Consider the following 24,056-nt stretch of genomic DNA (forward strand, 5'->3'; position numbering starts at 1 on the left):
AATCCGGAGAGTTCTGATGCAGGCTGCCAATGCCAACGGCGCCGAGACCGGCCCCACCGACGAGTATGTCACCGTCTATGTGGCCGACACCCTGTTCGGCCTGGCGATCGAACGGGTCCACGATGTGTTCGTCCCCTCAGGGGTAACGCCGGTACCCCTGGCGCCCAGCGAGATCGTCGGCCTGCTGAACCTGCGTGGGCGTGTGGTCACGGCCGTGTGCCTGCGCCGGCGCCTGGGCCTGCCCGATGCCGTGGCGCAAGACGACAAGGCCAGCCCCAAGATGGCGATCGGCCTGGAGCAGACCGGCGAGACCTTCGCCCTCGTGGTCGACGGCGTCGGCGAAGTGCTGCGGCTCGGGGCCGACAGCCGCGAGGCGGTGCCGATCAACCTGGATCCGCGCTGGCGCAACCTCGCCACCTGCGTCCACCGCCTCGACGGCCGCCTTCTGGTGATCCTCGACGTGGACGCGCTCCTCGGCTTCAGCGCCGCCGGCGCCAAGGCGGCGTGAGGGAGGGGGTATGAAAGCGCCACACGAGACGACCTGCCTGGTGGTCGATGATTCCGCGGTGATCCGAAAGGTCGCGCGGCGGATCATCGAGGCCCTGGGCATGAATGTGAACGAGGCGGAGGACGGCAGCGCTGCGCTCGAAGCCTGCGCGGCCAACATGCCCGACGCCATCCTGCTCGATTGGAACATGCCGAACATGGACGGCTACACCTTCCTCCAGACCCTGCGCCGGAGCGAGGGGGGGACGACCCCGAAGGTCCTGTTCTGCACGACCGAGAACGATGTCGGAGCGATCGCCCGGGCGCTCCGAGCGGGCGCGGACGAGTACATCATGAAACCCTTCGACCGCGACATCCTGGCGGCCAAGCTCGAACAGGTCGGGCTCGTCGCCGACGCGGCCTGAACCGACGCCACTTTCACCCGCGACCCAGTACCCGAGGCATTCATCATGGCCCTGAGCCCCGCGGTCGTCCCGCTTCGCAGTCCGCCTGCGCAATCCACGACCTCCGCGGCGGCTCCGATCCGGGTGCTGATCGCCGACGATTCCGCCGTGGTGCGCGGGCTGGTCGCCCGCTGGATCGCCGAGGCCGGGTTTGAGCTCGTCGGCACCGCCTCCAACGGCCGCATCGCCCTGGAGATGATGGCCAAGCACGACCCGGATGTCGTGCTGCTCGACATCGAGATGCCGGAACTCGACGGCACGACGGCGCTGCCGCGCATGCTCGCGATCAGCCCGAACCTCCAAGTCGTGATGATGTCGACGCTGACCACCCGGAACGCCGACATCTCGCTGAAATGCTTGGCCCTCGGCGCGGTGGATTACATCGCCAAGCCCGAGAGCAACCGCGGCGTCACCACCTCGGAGACGTTCCGGGTCGAGCTGATCGAGCGGGTCCGGGTGTTCGGCGCCGCCCGCGCCCGGACGCGGCGTCCCGCGAGCGCCCCTGGGACCGCGCCGGCTCCCGCCCACGCGGCGCCCGCGCTGGCCCCTGCCGCGCCGGCCCCGCGGCCCGCCACACCCTTCACCCTCCGGCCCAAGGTCCGCAACCGCACCCAGCCCCGCGCCCTGCTGATCGGCTCCTCGACCGGCGGACCCCGGGCGGTGGGCGAGATGCTGGAGGGGATCGGCGCCGCCGCCCTGCGCCGGGTGCCGGTTCTGATCGTGCAGCACATGCCGCCGATCTTCACCGCCGTGTTCGCCGAGCATCTCTCCACTCGCACGGGGCTGCGCGCCGCCGAGGGCAAGGCCGACGAGCGCCTGGAGGCGGGGCGCATCTACGTGGCGCCGGGCGGGCGCCATATGGGGCTGGTGACGGGTCCCAACGGTCCGACGATCCGGCTTACGGACGGGCCGCCGGTGAATTTCTGCCGCCCCGCCGTCGATGTCCTGTTCAAGGACGCCGCCGTGGTGTTCGGTGCCGCCACCGCCACGGTGATCCTCACCGGCATGGGCTCGGACGGCACCAACGGTGCCCGCGCACTGACCGATGCCGGCGGCCCGGTTCTCGCCCAGGACGAGGCGACCAGCACCGTCTGGGGCATGCCCGGCAGCGTCGCCCGGGCCGGCCTCGCCGAGGCCGTGCTGCCGCTCCCCGAACTCGCGACGGCGCTGCGCGCCCTGATCACGGGGCAGCCGTCATGACCGAGTTCGAGTTCGAATACCTGCGTACCTTCCTCAAGCAGCGCTCCGGCCTCGCGCTGACCGCCGAGAAGCGCTACCTCGTCGAGAGCCGGCTGACCCCGGTCTGCCGGCGCTTCGGGCTCGCCGCCCTCGGCGACCTGATCGGTGCCCTGAAGCTCGGCCAGGACAGCGCCATCGAGCGCGCCGTGGTCGAGGCCATGACCACGAACGAGACCTTCTTCTTCCGCGACCGCATCCCGTTCGACCTGTTCCGCGACACGATCCTGCCCGAGGCCCTGGCGCGCAACGCCAGCAAGCGCCGGCTGCGAATCTGGTGCGCGGCGGCCTCGACCGGCCAGGAGCCTTATTCCCTGGCGATGCTGCTGCAGGAGGCCGCGCCCCGGCTCGCCGGGTGGCAGGTCGAGATCGTCGCCACCGATCTCTCCACCGAGGTGATCGAGAAGGCCAAGCTCGGCCTCTACAGCCACTTCGAGGTCCAGCGCGGCCTGCCGGTGCAGTGGCTGATCAAGTACTTCACCCAGATCGGCGAGCAGTGGCAGATCGCCCAGAGCCTGCGCTCCATGGTGGATTACCGCCAGCTCAACCTGCTGCACAGCTTCGCGTCGCTCGGCCAGTTCGACGTGATCTACTGCCGCAACGTGCTGATCTACTTCGACGCGCCGACCAAGTCGGACGTGCTGGCCCGGCTCGCGGCCCAGCTCGCGCCGGGGGGGGCGCTGCTGCTCGGCGCCGCCGAGACGGTGATCGGCCTCACCGACCGGCTCAGCCCGAACCCGAAGCATCGCGGCCTCTACGGCCACGCCGAGCCGGTGGGCCGGGCCTCCGAAATGGCAGCTCCCCTGCGCGTCGCCGCGGGCGTCTGACGGCCTTGATCCCGGTTCGAGCCGTTTCGGACCGGGATCGCGTAACTTAAACACTCGTACTGATCGAACCCCGAAGCGGCGCCGCGGATCTCGGATCCCGGGCGCGGCTTCGGGGTTTTTGTCGTACCCGATCCCGAAAGCCGGCCCTCACCGGTCGAGGAGGTTCTTCCTGGAAAGGCGCTCTTAAGAACCGCGTGGGTAATTTGCACACGGACCCGCGGCCGGGCGATTCCGGCAAATCAGTGCATCGAGCGCCCGTATGAGCTCCGTCTCCTCCACCACGACATCGCAACTATCCGTCCAGCGGCCGCCGCCCCCGCAGGGCTCCGGCAAAACCCGGATGTCCGACACGATCAGCAGCGAGCTGACGGCCGGCACCCTCAGCAGCACCGACGCCACAGCTCTGACGAGCGCCCTCAGCGCGATCGATTCGAGCCTGTCGTCGGGCACGACCGCCGCGACGGCGAGCAGCAGTACGGCGGCGACCAAGCTCGATCCGGCATCGATGAAGGACCGGATCGACAGCCTGATCTCCGATCAGGTCAGCAGCGGCAGCCTGACGAGCGACCAGGCCACGGAGCTGAAGAATTTGTTCGCCAGCCACGGCCAGTCGACCCAGAGTTCGGGCGCTACGGACTCGGATGACGACGCCATCTCCGGGGCCGGCGGTCCGCCTCCGGGGCCGCCCCCGGGTGCGGACGCGTCGGGCAGCTCCGCCAGCAGCACCTCCTCCAGCGGCACCTCCGCGAGCGACCTGCTCTCGACCTTCATCCAGCAACTCCAGGCCTCGCAAACGAGTGGCACGAGCTACGGGGCGAGCGGTACGACCGGCACCGGCACCAACGCCTCGGCCCTGCTGTTCGACTTCCGGAGCTGAAACCGGGGCCGCGAAGGGGCGAAGCCCCTTCGCGGCCTGGCACCCGGGGTTCGCCGTCCCACCGCCGGGCGCATCGCCCGCCTGCGCCCAGCGGGGTCGACCGCGGCGGGGCGAGACGGCATGCAGAGGGCCGCAGCCCGGGACCGCGGATGGCCCGGCAGCGGCCAGGAGGCACGGCATGGCGGCAGGACACGGGGCGGGATTGCCCAAGGTCGCGTTCATCGGCACGGGCGGGACGATCTCATCCCTCGGGCGCGACGCCCTCGACATCCTCGACTACACCGCCACCGACCGGCGCCTGGAAGCTGGCGCCATCCTGGATGCGGTCCCGGAACTCGCCACGGTGGCTCATGTGATCCCGGTGCCGTTCCGGGCGGTCCCGAGCCCGGCGATCGGCTTCGCCGAGTGGCGCGACCTCGTCCTGCTGTGCGCGCAGACCGCCGCCGCGCATCCGGACCTCGCCGGCATCGTCATCGGCCACGGTACCGCCACCCTGGAGGAGACCGCCTACGCGCTGAGCCTCACCCTGACGGTGGACCTGCCGGTGGTGCTGGTCGGCTCGCAGCGGCCGATGAGCGCTCTGTCCACCGACGCCAAGCTCAACCTAGTGGCGGCGATCCGCACCGCCGCCGCGCCGGCCTCCCGCGGCCGGGGCGTGCTCGTGGTGCTCAACGACGAGATCCAGGCGGCCCGCGAGGTGACCAAGACCTCGGTGGCCCGGCTGCAGACCTTCCGCACCCCGGATTTCGGCGTGCTCGGCCAGGTGGACGGCGATCATGTCCGGTACTACCGCCGCTCCGAGCGCGCCCATGCGCCCGGCACCCCGTTCGACATCCGGACGCTGCCGGCCCTGCCGCGGGTCGACGTGTCCTACGGCTACGCCGATGCCGACGGCACCGCGGTGCGCGCGTTTCGGGCAGCCGGCGCCCGCGGCCTGGTCTCGGCCGGGCTCGCCCCCGGCATGACCCCGCCGGCCGAGGCCGACGCCCTGGAGGAGGCGGCCGCCGCCGGCATCCTGGTGGTGATGTCGACCCGGGCCGGGAGCGGGGTTGTGCCGCTGACCACGCGCCTGCACGCCCGCGGCATCCTCAGCGCCGACAACCTGAACCCGCAGAAGGCCCGGATCCTGCTCGCCCTGGCGTTGACCGTGACCGCCGAGCCCGAGGCGGTCGCGCGCTTCTTCGCCACGTACTGAGCCCGATGCCCCTGATCGATCCCGCCCGGGCGCTCCTCCTCGTCATCGACGTCCAGGTCCGGCTGATGCCGGCCATCGCCGACGGCGCCGGGGTGATCGCCAACACGAACCGCCTCGCGGCGGCGGCGGGGCTCCTCGACGTGCCGGCCCTGTTCACCGAGCAGAATGCCGGAGGCCTCGGCCCGACCGTCCCGGAACTCGCCCCGGAGCCCGGAGCGGCTTTCGCCAAAATGAGCTTCGGCGCCGCCCAGGCGCCGGGCTTCCTCGACCGGGTCGGCGACCGCGACCTCGTGGTGACCGGCTGCGAGGCGCATATCTGCGTGCTGCAGACGGTGTTCGGCCTCCTCGATGCCGGGCGGCGGGCCTTTGTGGTCGCCGACGCGGTAGGCTCGCGCCGGCCCGAGAACCGCGACGCCGGTCTCGCCCGGATGGCCGCCCACGGCGCCGAGATCGTCACCACCGAGATGGTGATGTTCGAGTGGCTCGGCACCGCTCGCCACCCGCGTTTTCGCGAGGCGGTCAAGCTGATCAAGTGAGCGCGTTCAGCCTCCGTCCAGCGCCGCCCGGGTGCGGGCATCGGTGCCGATATCGTCCGGGCCTTCGAGGCCCAGAACCTCGATCAGGCGCATGCGCGCGCGGCTGACCCGGCTCTTGATCGTCCCGACCGCGACGCCGCAAATCGCGGCTGCCTCCTCGTAGGTGAAGCTCTGGGCCCCCACCAGCACGAGCGCCTCGCGCTGGGCATGGGGCAGCCGATTCAGGGCGGTCTGGAACTGCGCCATCTCCATCCGCACCTCCTGCTCGGGCAGGGAGGTCAGCTTGCCGGCCATCACGCCGTCGGCGTCCTCCACCTCGCGCTTCCGCTTGCGCTGCTCCGAGTAGAACAGGTTGCGCAGGATCGTGAACAGCCAAGCCGTGAGGTTGGTCCCCCGGCGGAAGCTGCCGGCATTGACCCAGGCGCGCACCAGCGTGTCCTGCACGAGGTCGTCGGAGCGGTCGAGATCGTAGGTGAGCGAGAACGCGAAGGCCCGCAGGGCGGGGATCGAGCCGAGCAGGAGGTCGCGCATCTCGGCATCGACGCCCGGAGCTGGCGGCGGCCCGGACTGGCTGCCGGCGGGCGCGGCGTGCAGGGTCATGGTCATTGCGGGGCCTCCGTGTCGGAGCATGCGGCGAGGTCGTCGATTAGCGTCCGGAGCCGCTCCGGGATCGGCAGGGCCAGAACATCAGCGTAGTGCAGGCGCAGACCGCGCCCGATCCGGGCGCGCGCCGCGTCGTTAATCGGCCGACGCCCGGGCGCGGGCCCTGCGGCCGCGCCGTCGGGCAGGGGCGAGGCGCCGGCCACGGGTGCCGACCCGTCTCCGTCCGCCGCTCCGGCGGACCGCGTCACCGTCCGCTCGTCCTTGCCCTGGCTCATGACTGCGCCCCGACCCTCTGGCGACGCGGCCCCGACAGGGCCTGCGCTCCGCCGCCTCGGTCTCGCGACCGGTGCGGGCTGAGACGCGCTTCATCGCCTTCCGGCGGCGCTGGTAGGCGCGCCGGATTTAATCGGTTCTGAACTTCGTATTCATCAAATCTTAATCTAGAAATTCGCGAGCTGGACCGTAATTTATTGACAATTGCGCCAGATACAATTCAGAAATACTTATCTGAGCTTGGCAGTAAGCCATCGTCGCGCGGCGCAGCTGAACGGGTGCTGAGCATGGGCGACCGATCACGGCCCGCACAGACTCAGACTTGGCCGAAGCGGCCGCCGACAAGTCGAAGGAAGGATGGTGCGCCCGGTCCCGGCCGAGGCACAAGGGCGCGGGAGGTGTGGTGCCGGTGGAGAGGATCGAACTCCCGACCTTCGGTTTACAAAACCGCTGCACTACCGCTGTGCTACACCGGCCCGCGACACGCTTGCTACCAGTCGCGGTGCCGCCGCTCAAGCCGAGGCGGGTTAGGATCCGAAATCTGGCGCGCGGAATCGGCTAGCGGCCCGAGTTTCGCGCCAGGGCCTTCAGGCGCTGGTCCGCCCGGTCGATGCGCTCGGCGATGCCCCGGCGGATGCAGCGGTCGACTGAGTCGCCGGCGTAGAAGCCGGTCGTCTTGTCCTGGTGCCGGCAGGCTTGGATCGGCGGCCAGGCGACCACCCCGGCCACGACCAGCAGCACGATCAGGCTATCGACGACGAGCCAGCCCTTCCAGCCGAGGCGGAAGCCGCCCCGGCCGAGCGCCCGCGGGGGCCGGCGGCGGCCGCGCCGATTCTCCGGCTCGGTGCCGAGCCGCGCCATGCGGGCGCGAAACTGGACCTCTTCGAGGGCGTCAGGGGCGGCGCCGGAGGAGGATGAGGGGAGGGGCCGGCTGGACATGGCGGGAGCTCGCGAGGAACGGTGCGGCGCGGGACGCGGCGGGGTGTTCGCCCGCGCCTCAATCGATCAGGCGCTTCAGGAGGGCGAAGTTGTCCTGCATCGATAGGACGTTGCCGATCATCTCGCCGCGCGCGCAGGCGCCCGCGCCGAGGAGCCCGAGCCAGCTCGACGCAGCGGGACGGGCGCTGCAATCGGCGAAGCTGCCGTAGAGGAAGATCGCCCCGGGCAGCAGGAACAATGCGAGCTTCACGAGCCCGAACATCCGCCCGAACAGGCTCTTGCGGGGGCGCCGCGGCTCGTCCCAGTCGTCGTACCAATCCGCGTCGGCGGCGTCCCTGTCTCGACGGTCCATCGCGGTCTCGTGTCCGGCCTGATCGGAATTCGCCGGATGAAACTGCCACGCTTTCGTGAAGCGGTGCCTAAAACGGATGTTTAAAGGCGGATGAAATCACCATTCGCAGCCTGTCGATGACCCAAAGGTCTCGGGTCAGGCGGCCAGCGCCCGTCTCACGGTGGCGCGCAGGTCCGCGAGCGAGAACGGCTTGGTCAGCACATCGGTGACGATCGCATCGAGCCCGCGGGCGCGCTCCCGCTGGTCGGCGAAGCCGGTCATCAGCAGGATCGTCAGGTCCGGGAAGTCGCGCTTGGCGGCGAGCGCCAGGGCGATGCCGTCCATGAGCGGCATGCGGATGTCGGTCAGCATCAGGTCGAACCCGCCATCGGCCTCGTTGAGCCGGTCGAGCCCGTCGCTGCCGTCATTGGCGGTCACGACGGCGTGGCCGTCGATCTCCAGCCCCCGCTTGAGGAAGCCGCGGACGGTCTCTTCGTCATCCACGAGAAGGATGCGCGCCATGGGGTTCCGTCAACGTTCCTGATCCCGGGCCTGATTCCGAGGGCGTCTCGACAGGATGAGACTTCAGGCCTGTTTATGGATAACAGATCACGAACGGAACCGTTGCCCTGTCAAGTCGGGCGACGGGAAAACAATCGCATCGCCGGGTGGCGCGGCGAAAATGCCGCGCCCGCTCATGGGCGCGTCAGGCCTCGTCGAACAGGTCCGGGTCGCCGCTGCCGAAATCGACCACGCCCACGAAGGGCAGCTGGCGGAAGGCGTGGGCCGCATCCATTCCGTAGCCGACCACGAACACGTCCGGGCAGGTGAAGCCGACGAAATCGGCGTCGATCGTCACGGCGCGCTTGCCCGGCTTCTCGAGCAGCACGGCGGTGAGTACCCGCTTGGCGCCCCTCGCCATGAGGAGGTCCTTGGCGAACACCACGGTCCGGCCGGATTCCAAGATGTCGTCCACCAGGAGCACGTCCCGCCCGCGCACCTCACTCTGCACATCGCGCAGGATCTCGACCTGGCCGGTGGAGACGGTGCCGGTGCGGTAGCTCGACAGGTGCACGAACTCCACCTGCGGCGAGAGCCCGACCCGGTGCAGCGCCCGCAGGAGGTCGGCGGCGAACATGAAGCTGCCCTTGAGCACCGCGACGACCAGCAGATCCTCCGGGTTCGCCGACAGGATCTCCTGCGCCAGCTCAGTGTTGCGCTTGGCGATCGCCGCCTCGTCGAAGAGGGTGCGGACGCGCCGCTCGGGGATGCTCATCTGACGTGTCCCGGGAGCTTGTTCTTCTTGCGGGACGGGCTCGCCGCCGCGATCGAAGGTCGGTCTTAGCGCCCGAAGGCCGCCGGGGGAACTCCGGATCGCGCCGCCCGTGGACGGCGTGTCAGCCGTTGTCGCCCCGGATCGCCGCGATCACCGCATCCGTGACCGCGCGGGTGGTGGCCGTGCCGCCGAGATCGGGGGTATGCAGGGCGGGATCGGCGGTGACGCGCTCGACCGCGCGCATCAGCCGGTCGGCGGCGGGTTTTTCGCCCAGATGCTCCAGCATCTGGCAGGCGGTCCAGAAGGTGCCGACCGGGTTGGCGATGCCCTTGCCGGTGATGTCGAAGGCCGAGCCGTGGATCGGCTCGAACATCGAGGGAAACCGGCGCTCCGGGTTGATGTTGGCGGTGGGCGCGATGCCCAGCGACCCGGCCAGCGCTGCCGCGAGGTCCGACAGGATGTCGGCGTGCAGGTTGGTCGCCACGATCGTGTCGAGGGTTTCGGGCTTGCCCACCATCCGCATGGTCATGGCGTCGACCAGCATCTTGTCCCAGGTCACGTCGGGGAAATCCTGCGCCACCTCGGCGGCGATCTCGTCCCACATCACCATGGCGTGCCGCTGCGCGTTCGACTTGGTGACGACGGTCAGGAGCTTGCGCGGACGCGAGCGCGCCAGCGCGAACGCGTAGCGGATGATGCGGTCGACGCCCGAACGGGTCATCATCGACACGTCGGTGGCGACCTCGTTGGCGTGGCCCTGGTGCACCCGGCCGCCGACGCCGGCATACTCGCCCTCGGAGTTCTCGCGCACGATCACCCAGTCGAGCTCGGGCCCGCTGACGTGGCGCAGGGGGCTGGTGATGCCGGGCAGGATCCGGGTCGGCCGGACATTGGCGTATTGGTCGAAGGGCTGGCAGATCGCGAGCCGCAGGCCCCAGAGGGTGATGTGGTCGGGCACGTCCGGCGCGCCGACCGCCCCGAAGAAGATCGCGTCGTGATCCTTGATTTTCTCGCGACCATCCGCCGGCATCATCACGCCGTGCTTCTTGTAATAGTCCGAGCCCCAGTCGAACCGATCGAAGGCGAAGCGGAACCTGCCCTCGCGCTCGGCGAGGACGTCGAGCACTTCGATGCCGGCGGCGATGACCTCCTTGCCGATTCCGTCCCCCGGGATGGCGGCGATGCGGTACTGCTTCATGGCGCGTCCTCGATGGTCTTGTTCGTCCGCCGCCCGTCGAGGAGCGCCGGTCTCGCGGCAGGATGGCATAGGGCCGGTGTTCTGCCGACCCCGGCAAGTCGGCGCCGATCCTGGGTCCGCGGTTCCATGGGCGGGGACCGCTTGCGCTGCGCGCGAGATCCGGAAACGCAAAAGGGGTCGGCAATCCGCCAACCCCTTGCGCAGTCGTCCTGAATGGATGGTACCACCGCCCCGGCTCGAACGGGGGACCCCCAGATCCACAATCTGGTTTAAGGGCAAAACAAGCCCTAACAATCAGGTGCCCTCTGGACGGTCAACGGCTTTGCCAGGCCTAGCAAAAACTGCCATTGTGATGCTTTGTTAGTAACACGGGGTAACAGGGCATAACGCTCGGTTTCTGTTACCCCTGGTTACCCCGGAGGATCACCAGAGTGGCAGCGCGAGTCCTCACCGTGCAAGCCATAGAACGCCTGAAGCCCGACGCTGCGCGCCGGTTGGAGATCCCGGACGCGACGCTGCCAGGGCTGTACTTCATCATCCAGCCGTCCGGCGCGAAAAGCTGGGCGGTCCGATACCGGCATGGCGGCCGCACCCGAAAGCTCACCCTCGGCGCTTATCCGGCTCTCGACCTCGTGAAGGCTCGAACCGAGGGGAGGGCGGCACTCCAGTCCGTGTCGCTTGGGCAGGATCCGATTGCGGAACGCAAGGTGGCCGTGCCCTTGCCGACGCGTGACCTGATCGGCTCGGTGATCGACAGCTTCATCGAGCGTCACGTGAAGCCGCGGAACCGGCCTCGCACGGCCGAGGAGACGATCCGGATCCTGCGGACCAAGGTGCTGCCGGTCTGGGACGGCCGGAAGATCCAGGACATCAGCCGCCGCGACGTGATCGATCTACTCGACGGGATCGTGGATGCTGGGACACCGGTAGCTGCCAACCGCACGCTCGCGGCCCTGTCCAAGCTATTCAACTGGGCTACCGATCGCGGTGTCATCGACGCGAACCCGTGCGTGCGCATTAAGGCGCCGGCGGCCGAGACGAGCCGCGACCGCGTCCTGAGCGACGAAGAGTTGCGCCTGCTCTGGCGAGGCTGCGCTTCGATCGGATGGCCGTTCGGTCCGTTCGTGCAACTCCTGCTGCTGACTGCTCAGCGCCGCGATGAAGTCGCCAAGATGCGGCGCGTCGAACTGCGCGAGAGCGGCACGCTGTGGACCATACCGGGGGAGCGAGCGAAGAACGGTCAGGCTCACGATGTGCCGTTGAGCGGCACGGCACAGGGCATCCTGGGCTCACTGCCGCGGGTAGCAGGGCGGGCCGGCTATCTCATCAGCACGACTGGCAACAGCGGCATTTCGGGTTACGCCAAGGCCAAGGCGCGCCTCGACGCTGTCATGCTGGCTCTTGCACGCACCGACGCGGTTGCCGCTGGGGGCGATCCTGACAGCATCGCTATCGAACCCTGGCGGCTGCACGATCTGCGCCGGACGGCTTCGACAGGTATGGGCCGCCTGAAGATCGAGCCGCACGTGATCGAGGCCGTGCTGAACCATCGGTCCGGCGTCATCCAGGGCGTGGCGGCCGTCTACAACCGGTACCAATACCTCGATGAGAAGCGGGCGGCGCTGGAGGCGTGGGCGGCGCATGTTGAGGCGATCGTCTGCAAGAAAGCTCACTGAGCCGATGGTGACGCCAAGGACAGGAAGGCCGCGAGGTCGACCCCAAAAAAGTTTTCGTGCCGACCCTGAGAGATACGCCGTAGCTTTGTCTGATGCATTGCAGCTTTTAGGTTTAACAGAAAAATCATCATTTGATTTAGTTGCCGCATTAATTGTCGGACGTGAAACCGCATCTAACATTACTGCTGACGGTCGAGTGAAAGTTCAATACGAAAGCGCTTTGCCAGGCTCGCCATCTGTCACAATTCTTGGAAAATCGGATACAATTCGGGGAAAGTCTAAACTTAGAGCACGCAAGGGATCAGAGCCTAAATATCTCGCGACAGACGATGCCAATTGGCGGTTAAAAATGGCTCTAGCCTTCGCGGCCACCTTTAGCGCGAAAGATCCCAATTCTGGTACTAATCTAATCTGTCAACTCACGTCCGAAATCGGCGAGACGGAATATGCGGAAGCTGTCTTACTTCCCATGCTGAGAGCGAAATTCGATCCGCCCAATTTTTCCCCACCAGACTGACCGCTTCCTAATCTGCAATTCATAGCGTGCCCTAACAAGGAGCCACGCAATGCCACTTGCTGTCCCAAAGTCCAACGAAGACTTGCTGCCGACCACGATCACCCGCGCCCGCTACGGCGTGTCGGACATGACGATCTTTCGGTGGCTTGCCGACCCGAAGCTTGGGTTTCCTCAGCCGATCCGCATCAACGGGCGCCGCTACTGGCGGCTGGCCGACCTGCAGGCCTTCGAGGCCCGGCAGGCTTCGAAGGAGGCCGCATAGTATGCAAAAGAAAACCTGCGCTCAGCGCGGGCCGAGGCAGGTTTCCTTGATTGTCGCTTCGCAGGCCGACGTTGAAGGAAATACTCCCGCCCCCGCCTTTCGGCAAGATCTGTATCTCGCCGCACGCTATGGCCTGACACCAGCTGTCGCTTCCGCCGTCGCCGAATTGGCGTTTGCGTCCTCCGACTCGTGGAGGGCGACGCGATGATGGATCTTCGCTCCGCAGCGCGCGCGCTCGGTGGCGAAGTGGTCGGCCGGGGCATCGTGTGCCCTGGTCCGCACCACAGCCGCCAAGACCGCTCTCTCAGCATCTTGTTCGATGCCTCGGCGCCGGGCGGGTTCACCCTGCACAGCCATGCCGGAGACGACTTCGGCGTGTGCCGAGATTATGTTCGTGAGCGAATTGGGCTCCAAAGCTTCCACCAGGTGGACACTTTCAGTTCACCTGCCGGACAAGTGGAAACTGAGCTGCCTTCAGACCGCACGGCACTAGCTCTGCGAATTTGGAATGAGGCTCGGCAACCGGCTGAGTCGCCGGTCGCTCGCCACCTCGCCCGGCGCGGCCTCGATCTCGTCGACGATGTACATGAGGTTCTGCGGTTTCATCCTGCGTGTCCCTTCGCGGGCAACCGGACCCGGGCGATGGTCGCGCTGGTCCGCAACATCGTCACTAACCAGCCGCAGGCGATCCACCGCACCGCGCTGACCCTCGACGGTCAGAAGGTTGAGGTGAACGGCAAGGACCGCCTCGCCCTCGGGAGCATTCGCGGCGGCGCCGTAAAACTCACGGCCGACGAGGAGGTAACCACCTGCCTCGGGATCGGTGAAGGGATCGAGACGGCGCTCTCGTTCCGGTGCCTGCCCGAGTTCGGAGCCTCGCCCGTCTGGTCGGTTCTGAATGCAGGCGGGATCACTAGCTTCCCAGTGCTGCCCGGCATCGAATGCCTTTGGATCGCGGTCGACGATGATCCCGCGGGCCGCGGGGCATCCGAGCTGTGTGCCGATCGCTGGCGCCGCGCCGGCCGCGAGGTGTTCCTCGTCCGCTCCACCATCGCGGGTGCCGACCTCAATGACCTCCCGGAGGTGCGCCATGGCTGAGGCTAGTTACAGCGTCGAGCGCTTCGAGCCGCGCGTCGTTCACTCATCTCCGATCAGCATCCGATGGCACGGCGATGCGGATCCGCGGGCCGATCGCGACTGGCTCGTGCAGGATCTGATCAGCGAGACCGGCAAGGGCCTCATGCCTGGCCAGTGGGGTTCCGGAAAGACCTTCACGGCGCTCGACCTCTCCGCGTCCATAATGACAGGCGAGCCGTTCGCCGGCCGGCGGGTTATGCGCCGCGGCGGCGTGCTGTTCGTCGCCTCGGAAGGTGCCTTCGAGATCCCGATCCGCTTGAGGGGGCTCGTTCACGGCAAGCTCGGCTCGGACACAACCGAACGTCTGCCGTTCGCTTGGATTGAGGACTGCCCCCGCCTCCTGAGCACCGAGGCGGTGGCGCAACTCGCCGCGACGGCAAAAGCCGCGGCCGACCATCTGCGCGAGACGTTCGATCTTCCGCTTGCGATGATCATCATCGACACGGTGGCCGCCGCCGCCGGCTTCGGCGACGAGAATAGCGCCGCCGAGGCCCAGAAGGTCATGAACGCTATGGAGGCGTTGAGCCGTCAGACCGGCGCGTTCGTCCTCGGCATCGACCACTTCGGGAAGACGACCGAGACCGGTACCCGCGGCTCCTCCGCCAAGGAAGCGGCCGCCGACGTGGTGTTGGCGGTTCTGGCCAACCGCGATGAAGGCGGCACGATCTCCAACACGCGCATGGCGATCCGGAAGGTGCGCGGCGCTCGCTGCGGTTACGAGATCCCGTTCGCCTTGGAGGTGATCACCGTCGGCGAGAACTACGATCAGGAGCCGATCACTACCTGCGTGGTGCAGTGGCAGACGGACCGCACATCCACCGCTGCGATGGCGGCCGGGAAGGAGCGCTGGCCGACATCCGTGAAGGTGTTCCGGCAAGCCCTGCTGTCGAGCCTTGCCGACGACGGCATTCGCGCCTGGCCGTTCGGCGACGAGGGCGCCGAGGTTCGCGCCGTGCCGTTGCAGACCGTGAAAACCGGCTTCAGCGCGATCTACCCGGCGGATGGGGATGACGAGGCTAAGCGCACCGAGGCGAAGCGGAAGGCCTTCAAGCGCGCCGTCGATACCTGCCTCGGCCGCAGCCTGATCGGCTCCGTCGCGCTCAAGGGTGTCGACCATCTCTGGCTGATCGAGGCCGCGGAATGATCGGTTCGACCGGACGGACAGGACAGATCCCTAGGGTTTTGTCCTGTCCGTCCGGTCCCGGACGCCGGACAAACCGGACATCTGTCCGGCGCGTCCGCTTTGTCCGGTCACCTTCTCCCGCGCACAGGAACGCCTTCAAAACCGGGCATGCCGATGATTGATCGCGACCGCTTCGAGAAATGTCTCGCCCTGGCCAAGCGCGGCGCTACAGCCGGCGAGCGGGCCGCCGGCCTTGCCGCTGCCGAGCGTATTGCTTCGTCGGCCGGCATGACGCTGGCGGAAGCTAAGACTGCCGTCGGACGCTCTCGGCCAGCCCCGCCAAGAATGGATTGGCCGTACCCACCGCCCCACACGTCACGTCGGACCACGCCTAGGGCGAAACCGAGGCGGCCCGTGAAGCCGCCAACGCTTGAGGAGGTGCTTCGGCAGAGGGCTGAGGCTGATGCGGAACGGCGGCGGGCAGCCGCCGCGGCGGATCGCAGGCTGCTGAAGGAATTGGCCGAGCAGGCAGCCTACGAAGCGCAGCAGCGGGAGATGCAGGCCGTGCGCGATCGGGAGTGGGCCCGTTCACGCGCCCAGTCGTGAGGCGTTGCTAGTTCAACCGGCGCCTGCGTCATTCCTCAACGGGCATCCGGCGGCATTGAGGACGGCTCGACAGGCCAAGCCTTGGGGGTCGGATCGCACTCGACTGTCCGATAGTCGGCCGGCCGAGAGCGCAGCTCGTGTCGAGCCTGCTCAAGATACTCCTGACGCTCTTCTTCCGTCAGGCACATGACGCTGTGGCCCTTGTCGGCCTCGCGCTGCATCGCTTCCTTGTCCCAGGCCCGGTCATCGTGGGTCGTGTCGATGAAGTTGCTTTTGGCGCGGGCCAGCACTTCGGCCTCGGTGGACTCGGTCATGCTCTCGCCTCCGACTCGTCGCCGCACACGAAGCAAAAGCCCCGCCACCGACCGACGCAACGACATTTGATGGAGGTTAACGCTCGAAATGCGGGTCGGGAGATCGGATGGCCTCACAATCACGTTGACGATCGTTGCGGCCCCCGTCTCTGCCGCCCACCGTGTGGCCCTATGGCTTGGGCTTCTGGCTCGGCGGGGCCGACTGATCGGTCTGCGGCTCCATCTTGGACGAGTCTGCCTTGGTGGGCGTGTTGTTCTCGGCCTTCTTGTCGTCGCAGCCGGCCATGCCGGTGGCAAGCAAGGCGATGAGTACGAGGGGTTTCACGGCGTTCATGGCGGTCTCCAGCCTGCCCGGTGACGGGCGCGGTGAACGCCGAGCGGACTGAGACCGTTCCGGCAGCGGCGCTGTTGGCATTCAAGCACTCGACAGCTACGCATTGGCCAGCGCTTTGAAGGGTACCTGTGTTCGTCCCACCCGATCAGCGATCCGTCCCGCCACCGTGGGAGCCGCCGCGGAAACCATCTCGGGATGCCAAGCGGGCTGAGAACGCCGCCGTCACACTCATCATCCTGATCTCGATCCTCGGGCTGTTCGCGCCGATCGCAGGCGGCACGCTGATCGCGGTGATCGCAGCCCTGTTTGGACACTGAGGATCAGAGCCGCCTTCGCCGCACTCAGACCATCACATTGACGACTTGGCCTGCTCCGGCGCCAGCAGCGGAATTAGAGGCCGGCGGTGCTGGCGGGGGCGCCGGCTTGTCGATCACAACGGCCATAGACTGCTTGCCGTTCAGGGGCATGCCGGCTCGGATCGCCTCCGTCTCCGCAGCCCGGATCATGCCGAAATAATTGTTAGACGAGACGCTAATCATAAAATGCGACTCCAATTCAGCACAGACTGAATGGCGCCGATTAAAGGGGTGTTAAATCGCCCACTACACTGCAATCGTATTCAAAGTACACTTACGGTCCGCGGGGCGGGACGCTGGCGGCGCTGCCAGCTCCGTCACTCCATAAGATCGGTCAAAGCCCCGATCTCGTTCGAGCTTTTCCAGACCGTCTCGCAGCCGATCACCTTCTCGGTGGCATCGAAGGTCAGCGTGAACTTGTCCGGCACGCGCTCGGCGCCGTCCAATCTGACACGCACACCCCACTTCGAGATGTCGTGGATCACGCATGGGATCGCCACGTCACCAGGCACAGCGATGTGCCCGATCATGTTGATGGAAACGCGGCGGGCAGTTCGCTGATTGTCCATGGGGCACTCGCGTAAAGCGGAGTATCCTGCCGGACGAATACGCTACAAACCGTTCGTGAATTGCATCGAATTGAGCATGCGCCTAGCGCCTTGTCAGTTTTGCCGGCTCGGCATCCATCGGGACAGGAAGCGGGGTGACCGGACGACGTTGGTCTCGTCGCGGTCAGACGGTTCCTCATCCGGCAGCAGCGACGCGATCAGCTGCAGAAGGTTGTCCCGCTCTTGGCCATGGAACAGGACCAGGAAGGAACCGAGGTCCAGCTCGACCTCCGGCTCATCGTCCGAGGGGCGATGGACCACATAGGGCTGCCCCGTATTCAGATCTCGCATTAGTGACCAACGGTCTCCGGCGGATCCGACGTGAAACTCCCTAGCCACCCGCGGCGCTTGCTCAATCATGGCTCCTCGACGCAAAACTGTAATTCAGAGGTGCGGCATATTGGCATGAAAATTTGGGCGGAAATATAACATAGCGCAACAGTGGATAACTAAGGACGACAGGACGGCAGCACAGCGATTTGGATCCTCGACTCCAACGGCTTGCCGCATTGCAATAGGCCGCCCATCGTCTCGCTACGCAGTGATTGAGGCGTAGCCACATCATGACAAATCTTCTCCGACGAGACGCATTGCTCCGGTTCAAGGTCGAGACTGATCTCGCCCGCGCCGTCGAAACCACCGCCCGGCATCGCGGCCAGACCATGTCGGAGTTCGTGCGCCAGAGCGTCCGCGCGCACCTCGCCCGTCACGGCGTTCGGCTCAGTCCCGACGACGGTCCCCGCACGCCTCCGGCCGCGCCCGCCCTCCGTCAGGCAGCGTGAGGATGGCCGGCATGAACGCGATCCCCACCGTCTCCGTTCGGCACAACCGCCACGACGGCAACGTCGCGCCGTTCGTCAGCCTCGGCCGCAACCGGCCCGACCTGCAGCCTGTGCTTCCGGCTGCGCCCCGGACCTCAACGCAGATTTCCGCTGAGCGTGCTGCCGCCCAGGCCGAACGCGAGGCCCTGGAAGCCAGCCGCGCCAACGTGCTGTTGAGCGGCCGCGCTGATGACGTGGCCGCCCTCGACCACCGCATTGCCCTCACCAAGATCCGGCTCGACCAGCTGGGGGCTCAGCACGCCGCCGCAGTGATCGCCGAAGCGCAGGCCCAGGCCGCGCACGACGCCGAGCAGAAGCGCCGCAAGGATCTTCATCGCAAGGCCACGAAGGCCAGCGCCGAGGTCGAGAAGCTGGCTGCAGAGTACGTCACCGAGGCTCAGCGCTTGGTGCCCCTGCTGGAGAAGATCCGCGAGCGGGCCGCGCTGATTGAGGCCGCCAACTACGCCTTACCCGACGGCGCCGACCCGGTGCCGCCCGGTGAGCCCCGCTGCAGCTGGAACGGCAAGGCTGACCAGCCGCACTGCTCCATCGCCGGCCGCGTGAAGCTGCCCAATCCGGGCAACGACACCGGCTTCATCTGGGGCGAGGTCGCTGCCCCGCTTCCCTACAGGATCGTCCATGACTCGCTCTGAAATCGAGGAAGGCGCTGCCTGGGCGCGCCGGCTCTACCGCAAGCCCGAGCCGGCGGCCTCTGAGCGCAAGCTGAGTTCGGCAGAACGCGTTGCCGCTTGGCTGGCGCAGAACCGCGAGGCCGAAGCCAAGAGCACTCAGACCCGTTCGGCCGTGGAGCAGACCCGACGCGACCTGCACACGCCTGGCTCGGCCTTCGCGATCGGCGGTGAGAGGTATGCCGCCGACGGCTCTCGCTGGCAGCGCGTCGCCTGAACGGAATTGCGTGGGTCCAGCCCGCAAGGGCCTCCTGCCCACGCCATTGAGGGCGATGCAGTCAGCCCAACACCGGAGAGCCAGCCTGTCCCTTGCCTGATCCATGGCCATGGAACCGAGGGATACGAAGGCCGGCACGACTGCACCCCTGACCAAGCAGGGATCCCGAGAGATCGCGGCGGAGGGGTCACCCCGCTGCGGTCTCCTCCCCAGCCCTAGCCGGAGAGCCGCCATGGCAGCCACCAAGCCCGACACTTCAGCCCAGACCGACGTGCCGGTCATCGAGATCACGCCCATCGATCATGGTGACGCCCACGGCATCGGCAACGTGGAGCAGGCGCCGATCCGGGCCGACCTATTGCACGAGACGGCCGCGGAGGTCGCAGCGCGTGACGCAGCGTGGCGTCGGGTCTGACGACCGTGTCAGTTGCCGCCACCACCTCCACCGCCGTCTCCACCACCGCAGCTGCCGCCGTCGCTGGAGGAGCCGCCGTGCGAGCAGCCGTGGCCACTAGGGCCGCCGGAGCTGAAGCCAGGGTCGGAGGACGTGGACGACGAGTTGCCGCCCCATTCCCAGTCCCCACTGCCGTTGTAGGTGTAGCCGACCTGCGGGCGCCGCTCGCGCATCAGCAGGTTCAGGATGGCCGCCATCAGCGCAACTGCCGCGATGACGAAGACCGCAATCTCAATCGACTGCTTCATGTCCATCAGAACCTCCATCGGTTCGTCGGTCTGATCAGTATAGCACACGCGCCCCTAGAGCGCTCGGAGCGGCTAGGTAGGTGGGACCCGCGGTCCATCGGCCAGGGAGGGGATCCGGTCAGAGATGCCCCCATGCGAGTCCCTGGTTCCCCCGTGAGGAGGGTGGAGACCCAGGGTCCGCGCGAGTTTGGCTCGGCCGTTGATATTCACAGTTGTAAGGGGAGTTCAGCAGCATGGCGACGATCGCAGAGCTTGCCGAACACATCGCTCTATCGGAGCGGCGGATCTACGAGCTTCAAGCCAAGGGCGTCATCTCGAAGGCAAAGCCCGGTGCGATTGATCTTGCTGAAGCGCGGCTCAGCTACATCCGGCATTTGCGCGAGAATGCGTCCGGCCGCGTGCCCACGGGTGATTTGGATCCGAGCCAAGAGTTGGCTCGAAAGAACCGCGCCTTGGCGATCCAGACCGAGATGAGGAACGACCTCGCGATCGGCAAGATCGTCTTGGCGGACGTGGCTATCGCTTCACAGGTTCTGCTGTGTCGGAAGCTGAAGAACAAGTTCCAGGGCCTGCCGAGCCGGGCGGCGCCGCGAGGCGTGCACATGAAGACCACTGCGGAATTGCAGGGGCTTCTCGCTCAAGAAGTCGACCTTATCCTGACCGAGCTGGGCGACGGTGATGGGCTAGTGAGCTTGGACGAGGTGAAGGCCGAGATCGGCACGGACGATTTGGCATGACCGACCAATCGAACCCCCAGCCTACAGCCTCGAACGACCCGCCCCGCATCGGGGAGATCCGGGAGCTGTTCGGCGTGCGGCTGCAGTGGAATGGCTCCCAGTGGGTAAAGGTGACCTGACATGCCCAAGCCGCAGGAGGTCGCCTCAATCAAGGTGAAGGGCAAGAACTACCTCAACTGGCAGACGGTGTCGGTCACCCGGTCCGGCGTCGACCTGTTCCCGAAGTTCGCCTTTACGGCAGCGGCGCCGGCCGAGAGCGCTCCGGACTTCGCCTCCATGAAGCTCGGGATCGGCGATCCTTGCGAAGTGATCCTCGGCGGGCGCCAGGCCGTCTCCGAGGGGCGCATCACCGGCCGGCAGCCGGCCTACGATGCCAGGGAGCACGGTCTGCAGATCACCGGCACGACCCGCTCGCAGGTGATCGCCCGCGCGACCGTTGATCACAACAAGGGCGAGTTCAAAGGCTACTCGCTGAGTCAGATCGCCAACGCCGTGCTCAAACCCTACGGCGTGAAGTTCAGTCTGAAGGGCGACACGACAGATGCTGACAAGGCCTTCCCGAAGGTCAACGTACTGGCCGGCGAGAGCGTCTTCGCCTTCATCGAGCGCCTGTGCCGGTTCCGGAACATCTACTTGTTGCCCGGCCAGGGCGCGGACATCGTCGGCTACAGGCTGAAGGCCAAGTCTGGGGCCATCGCCGAGTTGGAGGAAGGCCGCAACATCCTCGCGGCCAACGCGGTGTTCGACTACCAGGACGCCTTCTCCGAGATCCAGTCCATCGGCCAGCAGCCCGGCAACGACCAGACCTTCGGCGATGCCTCCAGAGACGTGACCGCCACGGTGAAGAACTCGGCCGTCACAGAGCACGCGCCGTACCACCTGATCGCCGAAATGCCCGGTGACCAGACCGACATGCGGATGCAAGCCCAGCACGAGAACGGGTTCAATCTTGCCAACCAGATCAACGTGAACATCAAGATCCAGGGTTGGTTCAAGGACCAGAACAGCCTCTGGCTAGAGCACATCGGCGATGTCGTGTCGGTCTACTCCCCGATGTTGTTCACCAAAGACCGCATGCAACTGGCGATCCAGGCTGTGACCTCTTCACAGGGGCCGCAGGGCACGACCACCGACATCAGCTTGGTCCTTCCGGAAGCCTTCAACGGCGGTGGCCAGACCCAATCCAACGCCGGCCAGGGCGGTTCCGGCGGTACGCCACCCGGCCTCTACACCTAACCGAACCAGAGACACGATAGGAGGCCGGCATGGCCGATGAAACCTTGCGGATGCAGGCCGAGGTGGTCGACCGCTTCTCCGGGCCTCTGAAGAGCCTGCGGGCGCAGCTGCTCGATGTCTCCCGGCAGGGGGCCAGCCACGGCGAGATCTTGGCGAAGGGTATGGGTAAGGCCGAGTCCGCGATCCAGACCACGGCACGCTCCGCCACAACGATCCTGAACCCCGCGCTCGCGACCGTGGGCGTCACGGGCCTGACGGCCGGTGCGGCGGTCGCTGGGGTGGCGATGTCGCTGAACAAGCTCTCCAGCGGCTTGTCGAGCCTCGGTGCACTCAGCCGAGAAACCGGCGTAGCTGCCGGCACGCTTCAGACGTTCGGGGCCGTGGCCCGCAAGTTCGGACTGGAGCAGGACGCGGTAGCCGCCGGCACCAAGACCTTCGCCGGCAACATGCGGGAGTTCAGCCGGGGTATCGGCGAGACCTACCAGTGGATCAACCGGCAGGGCACCGACGCGGCCGGGCGGAAGGCTTTTCAGGACTTCGCCCAGGACATCCGCGGCACGACCGACGAGGGCGAGAAGCTCCGCAAGAGCCTGACCTTCCTGGAGACGATCCGCAATCCGGTCGAGCGGGGGATCTTCGCCCAGCACGTGTTCGGCAACTCGGACTTCGGGCGCATCGCCGACGGCCACCTCGGCAAGCTGGCCGACGTGTGGAACGCGCAGAAGCAGCGGCTCGGCCCGTTGGATCCGAAAGCCATCCTTCAGGCCGAGAAGTTCGAGCAGTCCATCGCTGACCTGCGCACCTCGATGCAGACTATCGGCACGACGATCGCTCGGGAGGTGCTGCCGTTCGCCAGCGAGTTCACCCAGTGGGTGGATAGCATCGCCAAGGACCAGCGCGGCGACTTCGTGAAGGGGCTGCGCACCGGCCTGCAGGACATCGCCCGCGAGTTGAACGCGATCGACTGGAAGAGCGCCGGCGACAGCGCCAAGCAGATGCTGCTCTCGACCACCGCGTTGGTGAAGCCCCTGGCCGACGACATCAAGGAGATCGCGGCGGCGATCCGCTCGTTCAACGAGGGCAAGTACGTCGAGGCGTTCCGGCACCTCGATGGCGGCTCCGGCCCCCTGGCACGCAAGCTCGCCCCGCTACCGGGCGACGACGTGCTGGCCAAGCAGGACCGCCTCGATCAGATGAAGGGCCAGCTACAGAACTTCGAGGCTGCCCAGAAGATCGGCCCGGTCAGCGACCGCTCCCGCGAGCAGGCCGACCGCCTCCGCCGCGAGATGGAAAAGCTGACCGAGGAGATCCGGGCGTTGCGCCAGAAGGACACCGGCGACGCCACGGCTCAGAAAAGCTCCGCTGACAGCGACGGGCCGTTCGCCGGTGCCCGCATCCAGTCGGCGGCCTACACGGGCGGTGGTGCCTTCGGGCGGCTGCCTGGGCTCGGTCGCGGTGCAAACCTGCCCGGCGGCGGCTCTGGTCCCGGCTACCGCGGCGAGCAGGGCGAGCGCGATGCCGCCCGCGAGCAATTCCGCGAGCACCTGAAGAAAACCGTTCCAGGCTACACGGGCGGTAATACTGTTCCGCTGGCGCCGGGGAGCAAAGCTCCGGATATGCCGCGCTTGCCTGGCCTCGGGGGCGGTGAAGCTGGCTATACCGGCAACGATGGTCGGCGCGCCGCCGGCAGTCGCATGTCTGGGTCCGGCCGCGAGAACGTCGCCTCCTGGATGGAGTTTTTCCGTCGCCCGACCGACCAGGGCGGCATGGGCTACACGGAGGAGCAGGCCCGCGGCCAGATCGCCATGATGCAGGGCGAGTCGGGGCTGAACCTGAACTCGGCTGCGAAGGGCGATCACGACCGCAGCGGCGTCCCCCATGCCTTCGGTACCGTGCAGTGGAGCGATGCCAAGGGCAATCAGCGCTTTCCCCGGCTTCGCGCTCTGGGCGCCGAGATGGGCAAGGACTGGACGGATCGCTCGGTGCAGCAGGAGATGTACCGCCGGGAGATGATGGGAGCCTACCGCCGGGTTTACGATCGGATCCGCGGCGCGCAGACCGGCGAGCAGTCCTTGTGGACCGGCATCACAGGGTACGAGAACCCGCGAGAGCACAGCCTGGCCTTCGGGATCCGCAAGCCCTTTCTTGATCGGCTGCGCCGGCAGGGCGTCGAGACACCGACGGCCCGCACGCCAGGCCTCCCGCGTCCCGATGTCGGCAAGGCTGACGGCGAGGGCTGGGCGGCCCGGGAGAAGGCTCGGAAGGCTTTCGAGGCGATGCAGCAGGGCGAAGGCCGCCTCGATGCCTCAGCCGGCCGTGCCGGTGTCGTGGCCGGCCCCAAGGTCGAGAACAACGGCAGTGTGGTGGTCAACGTCCACAAGGCCGGCGCGGACGCCAGGGTCACGACCTCGACCGCCGGCAACCTCTTCCGTGATGTCGTTCAGAACCATGGACGGCAGATGGCAAAGGCGGATTGAACC

32 protein-coding genes and 1 tRNA gene are annotated in these 24,056 nt (G+C 67.1%); 20 read left to right on the top strand and 13 right to left on the bottom strand.

Going from position 1 to position 24,056, the window contains the following annotated elements; translation table 11 throughout:
* Nucleotides 1-16 precede the first annotated feature (16 nt).
* The 7 genes from BM228_RS18080 (at nt 17) to BM228_RS18110 (ending at nt 5,621) form a co-directional block, all read left to right on the top strand.
* Nucleotides 17-508, top strand: a complete 492-nt coding sequence (locus BM228_RS18080; RefSeq protein ID WP_092042823.1) for a chemotaxis protein CheW — start codon at nt 17-19, stop codon at nt 506-508.
* Between the two features lie 10 nt (nt 509-518).
* Nucleotides 519-911, top strand: a complete 393-nt coding sequence (locus BM228_RS18085) for a response regulator (RefSeq protein ID WP_092042824.1) — start codon at nt 519-521, stop codon at nt 909-911.
* Between the two features lie 45 nt (nt 912-956).
* Nucleotides 957-2,150 (top strand): chemotaxis-specific protein-glutamate methyltransferase CheB, encoded by a 1,194-nt coding sequence (gene cheB, locus BM228_RS18090; protein WP_092042825.1) that lies wholly within the window; start codon nt 957-959, stop codon nt 2,148-2,150.
* Nucleotides 2,147-3,013 (top strand): CheR family methyltransferase, encoded by an 867-nt coding sequence (locus BM228_RS18095; protein ID WP_092042826.1) that lies wholly within the window; start codon nt 2,147-2,149, stop codon nt 3,011-3,013. The genes cheB and BM228_RS18095 overlap by 4 nt, the downstream gene beginning before the upstream one ends.
* Before the next feature lie 340 nt (nt 3,014-3,353).
* Entirely contained in the window at nt 3,354-3,890 is a 537-nt protein-coding gene (locus BM228_RS18100) for a hypothetical protein (protein ID WP_244537196.1), read from the top strand.
* A gap of 178 nt (nt 3,891-4,068) precedes the next feature.
* A complete protein-coding gene (locus BM228_RS18105) occupies nt 4,069-5,085 on the top strand; it encodes an asparaginase (protein ID WP_092042828.1) in 1,017 nt (338 codons plus the stop codon).
* Between the two features lie 5 nt (nt 5,086-5,090).
* Nucleotides 5,091-5,621 carry an isochorismatase family protein gene (locus BM228_RS18110; protein ID WP_092042829.1) on the top strand — a complete coding sequence of 177 codons (531 nt, stop codon included), beginning with the start codon at nt 5,091-5,093 and terminating at the stop codon, nt 5,619-5,621.
* Between the two features lie 6 nt (nt 5,622-5,627).
* On the opposite strand, the gene BM228_RS18115 is transcribed toward BM228_RS18110, so the two are convergent.
* The 8 genes from BM228_RS18115 to BM228_RS18150 all read right to left on the bottom strand — a co-directional run bounded on the left by BM228_RS18115 (nt 5,628) and on the right by BM228_RS18150 (nt 10,241).
* Nucleotides 5,628-6,227: a sigma-70 family RNA polymerase sigma factor gene (locus BM228_RS18115; RefSeq protein ID WP_092042830.1), complete on the bottom strand. Its 600-nt coding sequence runs from the start codon at nt 6,225-6,227 to the stop codon at nt 5,628-5,630.
* Complete coding sequence (locus tag BM228_RS18120) at nt 6,224-6,499, bottom strand: NepR family anti-sigma factor (RefSeq protein WP_092042831.1); 276 nt, start codon at nt 6,497-6,499, stop codon at nt 6,224-6,226. The genes BM228_RS18115 and BM228_RS18120 overlap by 4 nt, the downstream gene beginning before the upstream one ends.
* A 399-nt stretch (nt 6,500-6,898) precedes the next feature.
* Nucleotides 6,899-6,973, bottom strand: a tRNA-Thr gene (locus tag BM228_RS18125).
* 82 nt (nt 6,974-7,055) lie between these two features.
* Complete coding sequence (locus BM228_RS18130) at nt 7,056-7,436, bottom strand: hypothetical protein (protein WP_092042832.1); 381 nt, start codon at nt 7,434-7,436, stop codon at nt 7,056-7,058.
* A 58-nt stretch (nt 7,437-7,494) separates the two neighbouring features.
* Nucleotides 7,495-7,788 carry a hypothetical protein gene (locus BM228_RS18135; RefSeq protein ID WP_092042833.1) on the bottom strand — a complete coding sequence of 98 codons (294 nt, stop codon included), beginning with the start codon at nt 7,786-7,788 and terminating at the stop codon, nt 7,495-7,497.
* Nucleotides 7,789-7,923: 135 nt separating this feature from the next.
* Nucleotides 7,924-8,289, bottom strand: a complete 366-nt coding sequence (locus tag BM228_RS18140; RefSeq protein WP_007567202.1) for a response regulator — start codon at nt 8,287-8,289, stop codon at nt 7,924-7,926.
* A 184-nt stretch (nt 8,290-8,473) separates the two neighbouring features.
* On the bottom strand, nt 8,474-9,043 hold the full coding sequence (gene hpt / locus BM228_RS18145) for a hypoxanthine phosphoribosyltransferase (RefSeq protein WP_092042834.1): 570 nt from the start codon (nt 9,041-9,043) through the stop codon (nt 8,474-8,476).
* A gap of 121 nt (nt 9,044-9,164) precedes the next feature.
* Nucleotides 9,165-10,241: a tartrate dehydrogenase gene (locus tag BM228_RS18150; protein ID WP_092042835.1), complete on the bottom strand. Its 1,077-nt coding sequence runs from the start codon at nt 10,239-10,241 to the stop codon at nt 9,165-9,167.
* 431 nt (nt 10,242-10,672) lie between these two features.
* Here BM228_RS18150 and BM228_RS18155 point away from each other — a divergent pair, with 431 nt between their 5' ends.
* The 6 genes from BM228_RS18155 to BM228_RS35420 all read left to right on the top strand — a co-directional run bounded on the left by BM228_RS18155 (nt 10,673) and on the right by BM228_RS35420 (nt 15,562).
* Entirely contained in the window at nt 10,673-11,917 is a 1,245-nt protein-coding gene (locus tag BM228_RS18155; RefSeq protein WP_092042836.1) for a tyrosine-type recombinase/integrase, read from the top strand.
* A gap of 85 nt (nt 11,918-12,002) precedes the next feature.
* Nucleotides 12,003-12,434 carry a hypothetical protein gene (locus tag BM228_RS33845; RefSeq protein ID WP_139234112.1) on the top strand — a complete coding sequence of 144 codons (432 nt, stop codon included), beginning with the start codon at nt 12,003-12,005 and terminating at the stop codon, nt 12,432-12,434.
* Nucleotides 12,435-12,483: 49 nt separating this feature from the next.
* Nucleotides 12,484-12,696: a helix-turn-helix transcriptional regulator gene (locus tag BM228_RS18160; protein WP_139234113.1), complete on the top strand. Its 213-nt coding sequence runs from the start codon at nt 12,484-12,486 to the stop codon at nt 12,694-12,696.
* A gap of 204 nt (nt 12,697-12,900) precedes the next feature.
* A complete protein-coding gene (locus BM228_RS18165) occupies nt 12,901-13,794 on the top strand; it encodes a DUF7146 domain-containing protein (protein ID WP_092042958.1) in 894 nt (297 codons plus the stop codon).
* Nucleotides 13,787-14,977: an ATP-binding protein gene (locus BM228_RS18170; RefSeq protein ID WP_244537197.1), complete on the top strand. Its 1,191-nt coding sequence runs from the start codon at nt 13,787-13,789 to the stop codon at nt 14,975-14,977. The genes BM228_RS18165 and BM228_RS18170 overlap by 8 nt, the downstream gene beginning before the upstream one ends.
* Before the next feature lie 393 nt (nt 14,978-15,370).
* A complete protein-coding gene (locus BM228_RS35420; protein WP_244537199.1) occupies nt 15,371-15,562 on the top strand; it encodes a hypothetical protein in 192 nt (63 codons plus the stop codon).
* A gap of 35 nt (nt 15,563-15,597) precedes the next feature.
* Here the strand turns inward: BM228_RS35420 and BM228_RS18180 are convergent, their stop codons facing one another.
* The 4 genes from BM228_RS18180 to BM228_RS18195 all read right to left on the bottom strand — a co-directional run bounded on the left by BM228_RS18180 (nt 15,598) and on the right by BM228_RS18195 (nt 17,465).
* The gene (locus BM228_RS18180) at nt 15,598-15,876 is read right to left on the bottom strand and encodes a hypothetical protein (RefSeq protein WP_092042840.1); all 279 of its coding nucleotides are present in this window, start codon (nt 15,874-15,876) and stop codon (nt 15,598-15,600) included.
* A gap of 169 nt (nt 15,877-16,045) precedes the next feature.
* Entirely contained in the window at nt 16,046-16,210 is a 165-nt protein-coding gene (locus BM228_RS34720; protein WP_167367766.1) for a hypothetical protein, read from the bottom strand.
* Between the two features lie 673 nt (nt 16,211-16,883).
* Nucleotides 16,884-17,135 (bottom strand): PilZ domain-containing protein, encoded by a 252-nt coding sequence (locus tag BM228_RS18190; protein WP_092042841.1) that lies wholly within the window; start codon nt 17,133-17,135, stop codon nt 16,884-16,886.
* A gap of 93 nt (nt 17,136-17,228) precedes the next feature.
* Nucleotides 17,229-17,465 (bottom strand): hypothetical protein, encoded by a 237-nt coding sequence (locus BM228_RS18195; protein ID WP_244537200.1) that lies wholly within the window; start codon nt 17,463-17,465, stop codon nt 17,229-17,231.
* A gap of 272 nt (nt 17,466-17,737) precedes the next feature.
* On the opposite strand from BM228_RS18195, the gene BM228_RS18200 reads away from it, so the two are divergent.
* The 4 genes from BM228_RS18200 (at nt 17,738) to BM228_RS18215 (ending at nt 19,316) form a co-directional block, all read left to right on the top strand.
* Nucleotides 17,738-17,956, top strand: a complete 219-nt coding sequence (locus BM228_RS18200) for a ribbon-helix-helix protein, CopG family (RefSeq protein ID WP_139234114.1) — start codon at nt 17,738-17,740, stop codon at nt 17,954-17,956.
* Nucleotides 17,957-17,967: 11 nt separating this feature from the next.
* Nucleotides 17,968-18,648, top strand: coding sequence for a hypothetical protein (locus tag BM228_RS18205; RefSeq protein WP_092042843.1), 681 nt, complete (start codon nt 17,968-17,970; stop codon nt 18,646-18,648).
* Complete coding sequence (locus BM228_RS18210; protein ID WP_092042844.1) at nt 18,635-18,901, top strand: hypothetical protein; 267 nt, start codon at nt 18,635-18,637, stop codon at nt 18,899-18,901. The genes BM228_RS18205 and BM228_RS18210 overlap by 14 nt, the downstream gene beginning before the upstream one ends.
* Before the next feature lie 232 nt (nt 18,902-19,133).
* The gene (locus BM228_RS18215; RefSeq protein WP_092042845.1) at nt 19,134-19,316 is read left to right on the top strand and encodes a hypothetical protein; all 183 of its coding nucleotides are present in this window, start codon (nt 19,134-19,136) and stop codon (nt 19,314-19,316) included.
* A gap of 8 nt (nt 19,317-19,324) precedes the next feature.
* Here the strand turns inward: BM228_RS18215 and BM228_RS18220 are convergent, their stop codons facing one another.
* Nucleotides 19,325-19,603 (bottom strand): hypothetical protein, encoded by a 279-nt coding sequence (locus BM228_RS18220; RefSeq protein ID WP_139234115.1) that lies wholly within the window; start codon nt 19,601-19,603, stop codon nt 19,325-19,327.
* Between the two features lie 233 nt (nt 19,604-19,836).
* On the opposite strand from BM228_RS18220, the gene BM228_RS18225 reads away from it, so the two are divergent.
* The 3 genes from BM228_RS18225 to BM228_RS18235 all read left to right on the top strand — a co-directional run bounded on the left by BM228_RS18225 (nt 19,837) and on the right by BM228_RS18235 (nt 24,053).
* Nucleotides 19,837-20,340, top strand: coding sequence for a hypothetical protein (locus BM228_RS18225; protein ID WP_092042847.1), 504 nt, complete (start codon nt 19,837-19,839; stop codon nt 20,338-20,340).
* 120 nt (nt 20,341-20,460) lie between these two features.
* Nucleotides 20,461-21,576, top strand: a complete 1,116-nt coding sequence (locus BM228_RS18230) for a phage baseplate assembly protein (RefSeq protein WP_092042848.1) — start codon at nt 20,461-20,463, stop codon at nt 21,574-21,576.
* A gap of 29 nt (nt 21,577-21,605) precedes the next feature.
* Complete coding sequence (locus tag BM228_RS18235; protein WP_092042849.1) at nt 21,606-24,053, top strand: phage tail tip lysozyme; 2,448 nt, start codon at nt 21,606-21,608, stop codon at nt 24,051-24,053.
* The last annotated feature ends 3 nt before the right edge of the window (nt 24,054-24,056 follow it).

This window comes from Methylobacterium pseudosasicola (assembly GCF_900114535.1).
In the GTDB taxonomy this organism is placed as follows: Bacteria; Pseudomonadota; Alphaproteobacteria; order Rhizobiales; family Beijerinckiaceae; genus Methylobacterium; species Methylobacterium pseudosasicola.

What these genes read in the sequence shown, in the direction of transcription:
- BM228_RS18220 (WP_139234115.1), bottom strand. Translation starts at nt 19,603, where the DNA reads ATGAAGCAGTCGATTGAGATTGCGGTCTTCGTCATCGCGGCAGTTGCG.
- BM228_RS34720 (WP_167367766.1), bottom strand. Translation starts at nt 16,210, where the DNA reads ATGAACGCCGTGAAACCCCTCGTACTCATCGCCTTGCTTGCCACCGGC.
- BM228_RS18180 (WP_092042840.1), bottom strand. Translation starts at nt 15,876, where the DNA reads ATGACCGAGTCCACCGAGGCCGAAGTGCTGGCCCGCGCCAAAAGCAAC.
- BM228_RS18130 (WP_092042832.1), bottom strand. Translation starts at nt 7,436, where the DNA reads ATGTCCAGCCGGCCCCTCCCCTCATCCTCCTCCGGCGCCGCCCCTGAC.
- BM228_RS18105 (WP_092042828.1), top strand. Translation starts at nt 4,069, where the DNA reads ATGGCGGCAGGACACGGGGCGGGATTGCCCAAGGTCGCGTTCATCGGC.
- BM228_RS18165 (WP_092042958.1), top strand. Translation starts at nt 12,901, where the DNA reads ATGATGGATCTTCGCTCCGCAGCGCGCGCGCTCGGTGGCGAAGTGGTC.
- BM228_RS18110 (WP_092042829.1), top strand. Translation starts at nt 5,091, where the DNA reads ATGCCCCTGATCGATCCCGCCCGGGCGCTCCTCCTCGTCATCGACGTC.
- BM228_RS18100 (WP_244537196.1), top strand. Translation starts at nt 3,354, where the DNA reads ATGTCCGACACGATCAGCAGCGAGCTGACGGCCGGCACCCTCAGCAGC.
- hpt (WP_092042834.1), bottom strand. Translation starts at nt 9,043, where the DNA reads ATGAGCATCCCCGAGCGGCGCGTCCGCACCCTCTTCGACGAGGCGGCG.
- BM228_RS18225 (WP_092042847.1), top strand. Translation starts at nt 19,837, where the DNA reads ATGGCGACGATCGCAGAGCTTGCCGAACACATCGCTCTATCGGAGCGG.
- cheB (WP_092042825.1), top strand. Translation starts at nt 957, where the DNA reads ATGGCCCTGAGCCCCGCGGTCGTCCCGCTTCGCAGTCCGCCTGCGCAA.
- BM228_RS18080 (WP_092042823.1), top strand. Translation starts at nt 17, where the DNA reads ATGCAGGCTGCCAATGCCAACGGCGCCGAGACCGGCCCCACCGACGAG.
- BM228_RS18200 (WP_139234114.1), top strand. Translation starts at nt 17,738, where the DNA reads ATGACAAATCTTCTCCGACGAGACGCATTGCTCCGGTTCAAGGTCGAG.
- BM228_RS18170 (WP_244537197.1), top strand. Translation starts at nt 13,787, where the DNA reads ATGGCTGAGGCTAGTTACAGCGTCGAGCGCTTCGAGCCGCGCGTCGTT.
- BM228_RS18235 (WP_092042849.1), top strand. Translation starts at nt 21,606, where the DNA reads ATGGCCGATGAAACCTTGCGGATGCAGGCCGAGGTGGTCGACCGCTTC.
- BM228_RS18085 (WP_092042824.1), top strand. Translation starts at nt 519, where the DNA reads ATGAAAGCGCCACACGAGACGACCTGCCTGGTGGTCGATGATTCCGCG.
- BM228_RS18115 (WP_092042830.1), bottom strand. Translation starts at nt 6,227, where the DNA reads ATGACCATGACCCTGCACGCCGCGCCCGCCGGCAGCCAGTCCGGGCCG.
- BM228_RS18120 (WP_092042831.1), bottom strand. Translation starts at nt 6,499, where the DNA reads ATGAGCCAGGGCAAGGACGAGCGGACGGTGACGCGGTCCGCCGGAGCG.
- BM228_RS18210 (WP_092042844.1), top strand. Translation starts at nt 18,635, where the DNA reads ATGACTCGCTCTGAAATCGAGGAAGGCGCTGCCTGGGCGCGCCGGCTC.
- BM228_RS18205 (WP_092042843.1), top strand. Translation starts at nt 17,968, where the DNA reads ATGAACGCGATCCCCACCGTCTCCGTTCGGCACAACCGCCACGACGGC.
- BM228_RS18195 (WP_244537200.1), bottom strand. Translation starts at nt 17,465, where the DNA reads ATGCGAGATCTGAATACGGGGCAGCCCTATGTGGTCCATCGCCCCTCG.
- BM228_RS18215 (WP_092042845.1), top strand. Translation starts at nt 19,134, where the DNA reads ATGGCAGCCACCAAGCCCGACACTTCAGCCCAGACCGACGTGCCGGTC.
- BM228_RS18230 (WP_092042848.1), top strand. Translation starts at nt 20,461, where the DNA reads ATGCCCAAGCCGCAGGAGGTCGCCTCAATCAAGGTGAAGGGCAAGAAC.
- BM228_RS18095 (WP_092042826.1), top strand. Translation starts at nt 2,147, where the DNA reads ATGACCGAGTTCGAGTTCGAATACCTGCGTACCTTCCTCAAGCAGCGC.
- BM228_RS18160 (WP_139234113.1), top strand. Translation starts at nt 12,484, where the DNA reads ATGCCACTTGCTGTCCCAAAGTCCAACGAAGACTTGCTGCCGACCACG.
- BM228_RS18150 (WP_092042835.1), bottom strand. Translation starts at nt 10,241, where the DNA reads ATGAAGCAGTACCGCATCGCCGCCATCCCGGGGGACGGAATCGGCAAG.
- BM228_RS18140 (WP_007567202.1), bottom strand. Translation starts at nt 8,289, where the DNA reads ATGGCGCGCATCCTTCTCGTGGATGACGAAGAGACCGTCCGCGGCTTC.
- BM228_RS18190 (WP_092042841.1), bottom strand. Translation starts at nt 17,135, where the DNA reads ATGGACAATCAGCGAACTGCCCGCCGCGTTTCCATCAACATGATCGGG.
- BM228_RS18135 (WP_092042833.1), bottom strand. Translation starts at nt 7,788, where the DNA reads ATGGACCGTCGAGACAGGGACGCCGCCGACGCGGATTGGTACGACGAC.